Below are 9,096 nucleotides of genomic sequence, written 5' to 3' on the forward strand. Positions count from 1 at the left end.
GTTTCGGCCCGCGGTGTCGCCGTCCGGCCGGCTAAGACTCGGCCAGCCTCTTGAGGCACTTCAGGGTTTCCGACAGGTTCCGGCCCACCTGGCGCACCGCGATGCGGTCGGCGATGTAGCCGATCAGCCCGCCGGGCGCCTGATAGGACAGCCGGAACGTCACTTTCGTCTTGCCTTCCGTGGCATCGCGCAACCGGATCCGCCCACGCAGGGTCACGCCGGTGATGCCCACCCACGCCAGGTCGCGGCGGTCATCGAATTCGACCACCTCGATCAGGCCGCCGACCGGCACCGAGCCGATCTTCCAGTGCACGGTGTAGCGCGCGCCCACGCCGGGCGGTTTGTCGTTCGACGGCTCCCATCGCTCGAGGCTCGTCATGAACGACGGGTAGCAGTCGGGGTCGCTGACGATCTTCCAGACGGCGTCGCGGTCGGCGTCGATCACGCAGCGGCGTTCGACGCGCATCAGCCGATCACCGGGAATCTTCTTTCGGCGGCCAGCGCATCGACGCCGCCCTGCAGGCTGGCCATCACCTTGTCGTGCACGGCCTGGTCGTCCCCGTCGACCTCGATCGGCTCCTGCACCTCGATGACGATCTTCGTCGGCAGCGGGATGTGCCCCGCCAGGTCGCTGATGTTGAGGCCCCACGGCAGCGCCAGCGAGATCGGAATGCTTTTGAGCCGCAGCAACTTGTCCGCCATCAACAGCTTGGCCAGCCACTGACCGCGGTTGAGGAACAGCGCGCTTTCCTGGCCGCCGACACTGGCGACGGGCACGATGGGCACACCGGCCTCCCGGGCCAACCGCACGTAACCCATCCGCCCGCCGAAGTCGACCTTGTGGCGTTCCCATGACGGGCGGAAGACCTCGTAGTCGCCGCCCGGATAGACCAGCAGCGCCGCCCCGGAATCCAATGCGAGCCGGGCGTTTTCGGGGTTGGCGGCGACGGTGCCGAACTTGCGCAACCAGCCCAGCGGGGGCGCGGAGACGACGAGGTTGTGAGCCAGCTGGTAGAAGGGCCGCTCGACGCCGAAGTAGGAGCAGAACGCGAGCGTGAAGACGAACGTGTCCGGCGGCACGTTGCCGCCGCTGTGGTTGCCGACCAGCAGCACCGGGCCCTCCGCCGGAATGCGGTCGAGGCCGCGGACGTCGGCCCGGAAGTACAGAGACGCCAACAGCCACGTTCCCGGGAGCTGGTCGCGGATGTAGTCGGGATCGCGCTGATCGAGGTCGGCCTTGGGAACCCGCGACACCACCTGGTTGCGGGCCCACGCCAAGACGTCCCCCATGGTCGCCATAACCGCGGGTATACCCCGGTGTCGCCCGTCGTCAAACGCCGTAGATGCGGGCGGCATTCCGGTGGGCGATCAGGTCGACCACCCGGATGGCGTCGTTCTCGCTCCACTCCCCGTCGGCGACGAAGCCGCGCAGCACGCGGCGAATACCGTTGCGCCACAGGGCCGCTCCAAGATAGTGCAACTCCGGCGGGCCGTACCCGTCCGACGAATACAGGATCTTGGGGAAGGGCGCCATCTCGAGGAGTCGGGCGATGAACGCCGGGGCGCGCGCGCCCAGATGGTTCACGCTCAGCCCGCCGTCGAGGTAGACGTTGTTGAAGGCCTGCGCCAGGTATCCGGCCTCGCGCTCGTAGGGATAGCAGTGCAGCAGCACGACGGGCGTGGCGCCGGACCGCCGCAGGAAGTCGAGCAGCAACAGCGGGTTGGCCTTGTGCAGGTCGCAGTCGCGGTCGCCGAAGCCGACGTGGAATTGCAGTGGCTTGCCGAGCCGCAGCGCCTGATGCAGCCCGAAGCGCAGTAGGACCCGGTCCTGCAGCCGGGTGCCACCGCGGTCGCGCCACCGCGCCGCGGCCTCGGCGACCTGCGGCGCCGACGGCTCGCTCAGGTCTCCGTCGAACCCGCCGCGGTAGGCCAGGATGGACTTGGTGCCGACCGCGGTGGCCGCGCGCCGGTGCAGGATCTCCTCGAATGCCGAGGCGTAATCGCCCGGCGCCTGCGCGGCCTGCTCGGCCACCTGTTCGAGCCGGACGATCTCGCGGGCGCGGTTGCCGGACAGCTCGGCCATCTCGTCGGTGCCCGCAATCTGTTCGCCGATTCCGGTGTCGACCAGCCAGTCGCTCACCTTGGCGGCCGGCAGGAACAGCCGCGCCAGCTCGGTCTCGTCGAGTTGCCGACGCCGTTCCCAGTATGCTTGCGGTTCAACGTGTTCGGGGAGTCCCAGTATGGGTGCGCAGTGGGCGCGCACGGCGAAACCGAGCTGGGAGTCGAAACCCGAGTGCAGCAGCGGTTCGGTGTCGGCCTCGTTGAGGGCGTTCTCGAACCGCTGCCGGTCCCCCGACGCCAACCAGCAGCCGTGCGCGTGCTGATCGATCAGCCGCACCTGATCGATGTGCTCCTCCAGAGTCGGGAAGCTCACAGGCTCCACGCCATGCGGAATTTGTCCGCCAGTTGCTCCGGATCGAGGTCGCCGTAGCGCTCCTGCTCGAGGCGGCGGACCGCGACCACCATGTCGACCGCCGAGTCGCCCAGGATACCGCGCAGTAGGGACGAACCATCAAGGGCGGCAATGGCTTCCGATTGCGACTCGGGCAGGCACACGATGCCCGCGTCGCCGCGCTCCGAATCGGAGAGCTTCGCCGGGTCCATCGTGATCTCGGGCGGCAGCGTCGCCTGGCGCTTGATCCCGTCCAGCGCGAGGCCGAGGATCGCCGCCGTCGCCAGGTAGGGGTTGGCCGACGGGTCGACGATCTTGACTTCGACATTGGCGCCGCGTGGATTCGCGGGCCCGCCCTTGACGAAACGCACCGCCGCCTCCCGGTTCTCGGTGCCCCAGCACGCGTAGGCGCCGGCCCAGTTGCCGGGCCGCATCCGCAGACCGGACACGATCGATCCGCACAGGACGCCCTGGGCTTCGGGCAGCCCGCCGATCACTCCCGCGACGGCGCTCTCCCCCGCCGCCGTCATGCCCGCCGGGCCGGGTCCGTCGGAGAACAGCGGACCGTCGGCACCCGTCAGCGAAAAATGCTGGTGCGCACCGGATCCGACGCTGCCGGCGAACGGCGCCGGCGACAGGCTGACGCGCAACCCCTGCCGGCGGGCGGCCCGGCCGATGATGAGCCGGGTCACGGCCAGCTGATCGGCGGCGGCGACCGGCGGCAACGGCGACAACGAGATCTCGAACTGGTTGGCCCCGTACTCGGGATGGAACTGCTCGACAGCCACACCCGCCGTCGTGGCCGCGGCGTTGACGTCGCGAATGAACGCCTCGTGTTCGAGCACGCCGGCGAGGCCGTATTGCGCCCACAGCGCGGCGGGCAGCCGGCCGCCGTCGGCTTCGACCAGGAGGAACTCGATCTCGTGGCCGATCGCCGCCTCGAGGCCGGCTTCTGCGAGCGCGGCCTCGACGCGGCCCAGTGTTCCCCGGGCGCACGCCGGGACGGGTGTGCCGTCCTGCTCGAAGAACGAGGCCGGCGCCCAGGCCAGTCCGTCGCCGACGATTCGCATGGCCGACAGGTCGATGCGCAGGCGCTGGTCGCCGACCACGCCGACGTCGTCGGTGAAGGCGATGCCGCTCTGGTCGATGGCGAAGGCATGCCATGACGGGCTGGCGCCGAGGCCGGGGTCGGCGAAGGTGTTGGTGCGCCGGATGGGGACCGTCTTGGCGTGCGTAAGACCGGCGGGGTTCACGACGGTGCCGATGACCGTGTCGACGCCTTCCCCCTCCAGCTGGGCGATCGCGGCGGCGGCGAGGGGCGTGGCTGTCATGGCTGCCATTGTGGCAACTCGATCAGTTCTGGCGCGCCGTCAGCTCGGTGACGAACCGGTCGATGAAGTCGTCCAGCGGCGCTTTGCCCGCCGGGCGGATGACGAACTTCGTCAGTCCCGCGGCGAGGTAGGCGTCGAGCTGCCGGTGCAGCCGATCCCAGCCGGCGGCGATGAGCTCACCGGGATCGACTTCGGGACGGCGGCGCCGGGCCGCCGCGACGAGTTCGGGGGACAACTCGCCGTCCCCGACCGCGAGCGAGATGCCGAAGTGATCCGGCTCGATCCGGCGGCCGGCCTGCTCGGCGGCCCGCTCGATCGCCTCGCGCCCGGCCTTCGCCTCGGGCGGCGTGAGGAAGCTGCCCAGCCAGCCGTCGGCCAGCGCGCCGATGCGCCGAAACGCCGCGGGCGCCGAGCCGCCCAGCCAGATGTCCAGCGGGGGCACCGGCCGCGGCGCGACCGCCGCCCCGTTGACGGTGAAATACCGCCCGCGGTAGGTGGCCGCGTCGTCGACCAACGCCGTGCGCAGCACCCGCAGCGACTCGTCGAACACCGCGGCCCGCTCCCCCTCGGGGACCACGAACACCTCGCGCTCGGCCGGGATCGCCGAGCGCAAACCGAACACGGGAAGCACCCGCTTCGGTGCGACGGCGGCCAGCGACGCCAGTTGTTTGGCCACCAGCACCGGATGCCGGCCCGGCAGCACGGCCACCGACGTGCCCGCCTTCAGCCGGGTCGTCCGCGCCAGCGCGTAGGCCATGCCGACGACCGGGTCGACCGCCGGGGAGTAGACCAGCTCGGAGAACCACAGCGAGTCGACCCCGCTGCTCTCCAGGTGATCGACGATGCCGGCCAGTTGATCCGGGGCCGTGTCGGCGCCCAGCCCGATGCCGAAGCGAATCTTCACAATGTCCTCCGTGCCCGCGAAATATAAAGGGCTGCGACATCTTTCGGCGTGTCGTCGCAGACGTTTATGTGTCGCGGCGCAGTGGCGATGTGGTCTGGCGTGCCGGCCGATCAGGCGCGGCTGGGCAGCGTCAGCTTGCAGGCCTGGCCGATGTCGAGGGTCCGGAGCATGCGGCCCATCCCGACCCACAGGGCGCAGGACATGGCGAGGTCGGCGAGCAGCTCTTCGGAGAAGTGCTCGTTGCACCGGCTCCAGAAGTCTTCGTCGTCGCGCAGCTTGGTGTGCTCGGTGCCGAAGCGGTGCGCGAATTCGGCGGCCAGGCGCTCTTGTTCGCTGTACCCGGGCCAGGTGCGCCACTCCAGCGCGTGTTGGTAGAGCTCTTCGTCGACGCCGGCGGCGGGTCCGTCGGCGTCGCGGGTGTTCATGCACACGGTGCATTCGTTGTCATGGGCGATGACCGTCCGGGCCAGCTCGCGGGTGCGCATCGGCAGCCGGTTCTTGGTGTAGACGGCCTGGCTGAAGTTGGCGATCGCGCCGCCGAGGTCGGGCGACTTCGCGGCCCAGCTGTAGATGTCGTCGTCAGCGAATGTTCCGATTCGGCTCATGGCGAGATGGTACGCCCCGCCGTCGGGACCGCCGTCTTGATGGCCACGGTCGGATGTTCGTCGTGCCAATCGCGTTGGGCCAGCACCCGATGCGCGACGCGTTCCAGGGCGCCCTGCACCTGGCGCAGGTCGGGCCGGCCCTCGAAGGAGGGCGACCGGGCCAGCTTGTCGGCGAGCCAGGCCAGCAGCAGCGAATGCACGTAGTCGACCTGCTGCATTCCGGCGGGGGTCAGCCACAATTCGTCACCGTCGCGCTGGGCGTACCCGGCGGCGACCAGCCGGGAGAAGGTGGGCTCCAGCACCTCGAAGGGGATGCGCAAGTACTCGCCCATGTCGGTGAGCCGGGCAGCCCCGCACATCTGGCGGTAGCGGTTGATGCGCAACACCCCCCACAACCCGGCGACGTCGAGGCGGCAGTCGGGTCGCATGGCGATGCTGCGCAGGCGCATGCCGGGCTCGCTGCGCAGCATGCGGGCGATGGCCGCCTCCAGCATCTGGTCGGGTGTCTCGCTGTTCGGCATCCCGAACGCGTCGCCGAGATCGACCGTGCTGTCGTGAATGTCGCGCAGCGGCACCTCGCGCAGAAAGAGCGACACGAGAAATCCGACCAGCGCGACCGGGACGGCCCAGAGGAAGACCTGAGTCAGCGAGTCGGCGTAGGCCGCCACGATCGGGGCGGCCATCGGATGCGGCAGCCGGTGCAGGGCCTCCGGGGATGCGGCGGCCGCCGCCGGAGCGCGGCCGGCGACCATCGCCGGACCGATCCGGCTGTGCAGGAAGTTGGTGAACAGCGAGCCGAATATCGCCGCGCCGAACGAGCTGCCGATCGTGCGGAAGAAGGTGACCCCCGAGGTGGCGACGCCGAGGTCGTCGAAGCTCGAGGTGTTCTGGACGATGAGGACCAACGTCTGCATGCACATCCCGATCCCCGCGCCGAGGATGACCAGGAACAGCGACTGCAGCAGCGCCGACGTCGACGGGTCCATTCGCGACATCAGGAAAAACGCCACCGCCATCACCGCGGTGCCGGCGACGGGAAAGGCCTTGTATCTGCCCGTGCGGCCGACCAGGACGCCGCTGCCCATCGACGTCGTCAGCATCCCCAGCACCATCGGCAGGGTGCGCAGGCCCGACGTCGTCGCCGAGACGCCGTCGACGAACTGCATGTAGGTGGGCAGGAACGTCAGCGCGCCCAGCATTGCGAATCCCACGACGAAGGACAGCACGCAGCACACGGTGAAGACCGGGCTGGCGAACAGCCGGGTCGGCAGGATCGGCGCCGCGGCGCGGCTTTCCACCCAGGCGAAGAGGGCCAGCGCGACCACGGAGGCGACGAAGAGCCCGATGATCGTCGGCGAACCCCAGGGATACGTCGTCCCGCCCCAGCTGGTGGCCAGCGTCAGGCCGGCGGCACCCAGGCCGACGAACAGGATCCCGGTGTAGTCGATGACCGGTTTACTGCGCTCGCTGAGCGCCGGTATGGCCGCGGCCGCCACGAAGAAGACCACGACCGAAATCGGGACGTTGATCCAGAACGCCCAGCGCCAGGTGAAGTGATCGGTGAAATAGCCGCCCAGCAACGGGCCGATCACCGTGGTCACGCCGAACACCGCGCCCATCGCCCCCTGGTAGCGTCCGCGGTCGCGCAGCGGGATCACCTCACCGATCAACGCCATGGCGGTCACCATGAGCCCGCCGCCACCGATGCCCTGCAGCGCGCGCGACGCCACCAACATGCCCATCGAGGTCGACAGCCCGCAGAGGACGGAGCCGGCCACGAAGAACAACACGGCCGCCTGGAACACCCTTTTGCGGCCGAACAGGTCGCCGAACTTGCCGACCAGGGCGGTGATGACCGTCGACGCCAGGAGGTAGCTGGTGACCACCCACGATTGATGGCCCGCGCCACCGAGATTGGCGACGATGGTCGGCAGCGCGGTCGCCACGATCGTCTGGTCCAGAGCGGCCATGAGCATGCCGAGCAACACGGCCACGAAAATGAAATTGCGCCGCTGCGGGTTGACCGCGACGCCGCCGGGCGCGGACTCGGCAGCCTGGCGCGTCGGAACCGCCGCTGGTGTCGTGCTGGTCATGCCTGCCTTCCCTGGGCAATCGATGCCTATGGATGCCCAGGGTTAACCGATGGCAACCAAGCGTTACCCCGGTGGGGTCAGCTCGGTGGCCGCGACACGCATTGCGCCGAGTACAGCTCCTCGCCCAGTTTTTCCATCAGCTCCAGCTGGGTCTCCAGGTAGTCGACGTGCTTTTCCTCGTCGGCGACGATCTTCTCCAGGATGATCGCGCTGGTGCTGTCCTGCTTCTCCCGGCACATGATGATGCCCGGCTTGAGCCGGTCCAGCACCTCGTATTCGATCGCCAGGTCGGCCTCGAACTGCTCGCGCAGGGTCTGGCCGATGCGCAACGAGAACAGGCGCTGATAGTTGGGCAACCCGTCGAGCAGCAAGATGCGGTCGGTGATCTCCTCGGCGTGCCGCATCTCGTCGAAGGACTCTTCGCGGGTCTTCTGGGCCAGCTCGGTGAAGCCCCAGTTCTCCTGCATCTTGGAATGCAGGAAGTACTGGTTGATCGCGGTGAGCTCGCTGGTCAGCTGCTCGTTGAGCAGGCGCAGAACGTCCGGGTCACCTTGCATGCTCGCTCCCTACGATGTGAAGGCTGCTGGGCTCCCTGGCACTTTGCCACGCCGATTTCGAATCTGCCAGCAAGGTATGGCTGTGCTCAGCGTGTCGCGCGAGTCACGCATCTGGTGTTAGGCGTCGCTAACCTACTTAGGCTAGACTTCACTAACATGCGACTGGTTCGCTCGGCTTACGTCCGCCCCCGGGAGGTGCGCTGATGTACGTCTGCCTCTGCGTCGGGGCGACGAATCAAACCGTGTGCGATGCCGTCGCGCGGGGCGCGTCGACGTCCAAAGAGGTGGCCGAGGCGTGCGGCGCCGGCGGGGACTGCGGGCGGTGCAGGCGCACGCTGCGCGCGATCATTGCGGCCTCGCGCCAATTCGAACCCGCCCAGTAGCCGGTTAGCGCCGGTTGAAGTCCGCCAGGGCCGCGGCGTTGGCCTGGGCGCCCATCAGTTCGGCGAAATGGGCGTTCTCCCGCGCGCTCGCCGCGGCGATCTCGGGGCGGATCGGCTCCATCATGGTGTGTTTGACCGCCATCAGACTCGAAATCGGCCGGGCGGCAAGGAGTTCCGCGTGCCGACGGGCCTCGGGAAGCAGATCGTCCGGGTCGCAGACCCGCCACACCAGACCCATCCGCAACGCCTCGCCGGCGTCGACCCATTCCGAGGACATCAACAGCCACGCGGCGTTCTGCCGGCCCACCAGCTGCGGCAGCAGGTAGGACGAGGCCGCCTCGGGCGCCACCCCGAGGCTGGTGAAGGGGCATTTCAGCCGGGCCGTCGACGACATGAACGCCAGATCCGCGTAACCGAGGATGGTGGCGCCGATCCCCACGCCGACGCCGTTGACGGCGCAGATCAGCGGCTTGGGAAAGGCGCCGAGCGCGTGGATCAGGCCGGTGAAGCCGTGTTTTCCCGGCGTGAAGTTCGGGTCGCTGATGCGGGCCTGCATCTCGGCGAGATCGGTGCCGGCGCTGAAGCCGCGGCCGGCGCCGGTCAGCAGGACGACGGCGACGTCCGGGTCGTCGGCCGCCGCCAGCAGCGCGTCGGCCGTCGCGTCGTAGAGGGCTTCGTTGAACGCGTTGAGCGCCTCCGGCCGGTTCAGCGTCAGGGTGCGCACCCGGTTGTGGTCGTCGATCTGCAGAGTCACGGCTGCCAACCTACCGG

General features: G+C 69.1%; 10 protein-coding genes. 1 reads left to right on the forward strand and 9 read right to left on the reverse strand.

Translation table 11 applies throughout. The annotated features are described in order from the left end of the window. Positions 1–31: 31 nt before the first annotated feature. The 8 genes from A5696_RS09155 to bfr all read right to left on the reverse strand — a co-directional run bounded on the left by A5696_RS09155 (position 32) and on the right by bfr (position 7,942). The gene (locus A5696_RS09155) at positions 32–466 is read right to left on the reverse strand and encodes an SRPBCC family protein (protein ID WP_067876727.1); all 435 of its coding nucleotides are present in this window, start codon (positions 464–466) and stop codon (positions 32–34) included. Next, positions 466–1,299, reverse strand: coding sequence for a lysophospholipid acyltransferase family protein (locus tag A5696_RS09160; RefSeq protein WP_067876729.1), 834 nt, complete (start codon positions 1,297–1,299; stop codon positions 466–468). Before A5696_RS09160 ends, A5696_RS09155 begins: the two co-directional genes overlap by 1 nt. Before the next feature lie 31 nt (positions 1,300–1,330). Beyond that, complete coding sequence (locus tag A5696_RS09165; protein ID WP_156738310.1) at positions 1,331–2,443, reverse strand: amidohydrolase family protein; 1,113 nt, start codon at positions 2,441–2,443, stop codon at positions 1,331–1,333. Continuing rightward, positions 2,431–3,783: a glutamine synthetase family protein gene (locus tag A5696_RS09170; protein WP_067876733.1), complete on the reverse strand. Its 1,353-nt coding sequence runs from the start codon at positions 3,781–3,783 to the stop codon at positions 2,431–2,433. The genes A5696_RS09165 and A5696_RS09170 overlap by 13 nt, the downstream gene beginning before the upstream one ends. A gap of 22 nt (positions 3,784–3,805) precedes the next feature. After that, positions 3,806–4,687, reverse strand: coding sequence for a TIGR03854 family LLM class F420-dependent oxidoreductase (locus tag A5696_RS09175; RefSeq protein WP_067876736.1), 882 nt, complete (start codon positions 4,685–4,687; stop codon positions 3,806–3,808). A 110-nt stretch (positions 4,688–4,797) separates the two neighbouring features. Beyond that, positions 4,798–5,292, reverse strand: coding sequence for a carboxymuconolactone decarboxylase family protein (locus A5696_RS09180; protein WP_067876739.1), 495 nt, complete (start codon positions 5,290–5,292; stop codon positions 4,798–4,800). Continuing rightward, complete coding sequence (locus tag A5696_RS09185; RefSeq protein WP_231964271.1) at positions 5,289–7,268, reverse strand: MDR family MFS transporter; 1,980 nt, start codon at positions 7,266–7,268, stop codon at positions 5,289–5,291. Before A5696_RS09185 ends, A5696_RS09180 begins: the two co-directional genes overlap by 4 nt. A gap of 194 nt (positions 7,269–7,462) precedes the next feature. Further along, entirely contained in the window at positions 7,463–7,942 is a 480-nt protein-coding gene (gene bfr / locus A5696_RS09190) for a bacterioferritin (RefSeq protein WP_067876745.1), read from the reverse strand. Between the two features lie 203 nt (positions 7,943–8,145). On the opposite strand from bfr, the gene A5696_RS09195 reads away from it, so the two are divergent. After that, the gene (locus tag A5696_RS09195; RefSeq protein ID WP_066912704.1) at positions 8,146–8,325 is read left to right on the forward strand and encodes a bacterioferritin-associated ferredoxin; all 180 of its coding nucleotides are present in this window, start codon (positions 8,146–8,148) and stop codon (positions 8,323–8,325) included. Between the two features lie 4 nt (positions 8,326–8,329). On the opposite strand, the gene A5696_RS09200 is transcribed toward A5696_RS09195, so the two are convergent. Further along, positions 8,330–9,079 (reverse strand): enoyl-CoA hydratase/isomerase family protein, encoded by a 750-nt coding sequence (locus A5696_RS09200; protein WP_067876748.1) that lies wholly within the window; start codon positions 9,077–9,079, stop codon positions 8,330–8,332. Positions 9,080–9,096: the final 17 nt, after the last annotated feature.

The sequence above is a fragment of the Mycobacterium sp. E2699 genome, assembly GCF_001666745.1.
GTDB lineage: Bacteria > Actinomycetota > Actinomycetes > Mycobacteriales > Mycobacteriaceae > Mycobacterium.

Excerpts from the sequence above, each read along its gene's own strand:
- A5696_RS09195 (WP_066912704.1), top strand. The coding sequence starts at position 8,146 with ATGTACGTCTGCCTCTGCGTCGGGGCGACGAATCAAACCGTGTGCGAT.
- A5696_RS09170 (WP_067876733.1), bottom strand. The coding sequence starts at position 3,783 with ATGACAGCCACGCCCCTCGCCGCCGCCGCGATCGCCCAGCTGGAGGGG.
- A5696_RS09160 (WP_067876729.1), bottom strand. The coding sequence starts at position 1,299 with ATGGCGACCATGGGGGACGTCTTGGCGTGGGCCCGCAACCAGGTGGTG.
- A5696_RS09185 (WP_231964271.1), bottom strand. The coding sequence starts at position 7,268 with ATGCTCATGGCCGCTCTGGACCAGACGATCGTGGCGACCGCGCTGCCG.
- bfr (WP_067876745.1), bottom strand. The coding sequence starts at position 7,942 with ATGCAAGGTGACCCGGACGTTCTGCGCCTGCTCAACGAGCAGCTGACC.
- A5696_RS09155 (WP_067876727.1), bottom strand. The coding sequence starts at position 466 with ATGCGCGTCGAACGCCGCTGCGTGATCGACGCCGACCGCGACGCCGTC.
- A5696_RS09180 (WP_067876739.1), bottom strand. The coding sequence starts at position 5,292 with ATGAGCCGAATCGGAACATTCGCTGACGACGACATCTACAGCTGGGCC.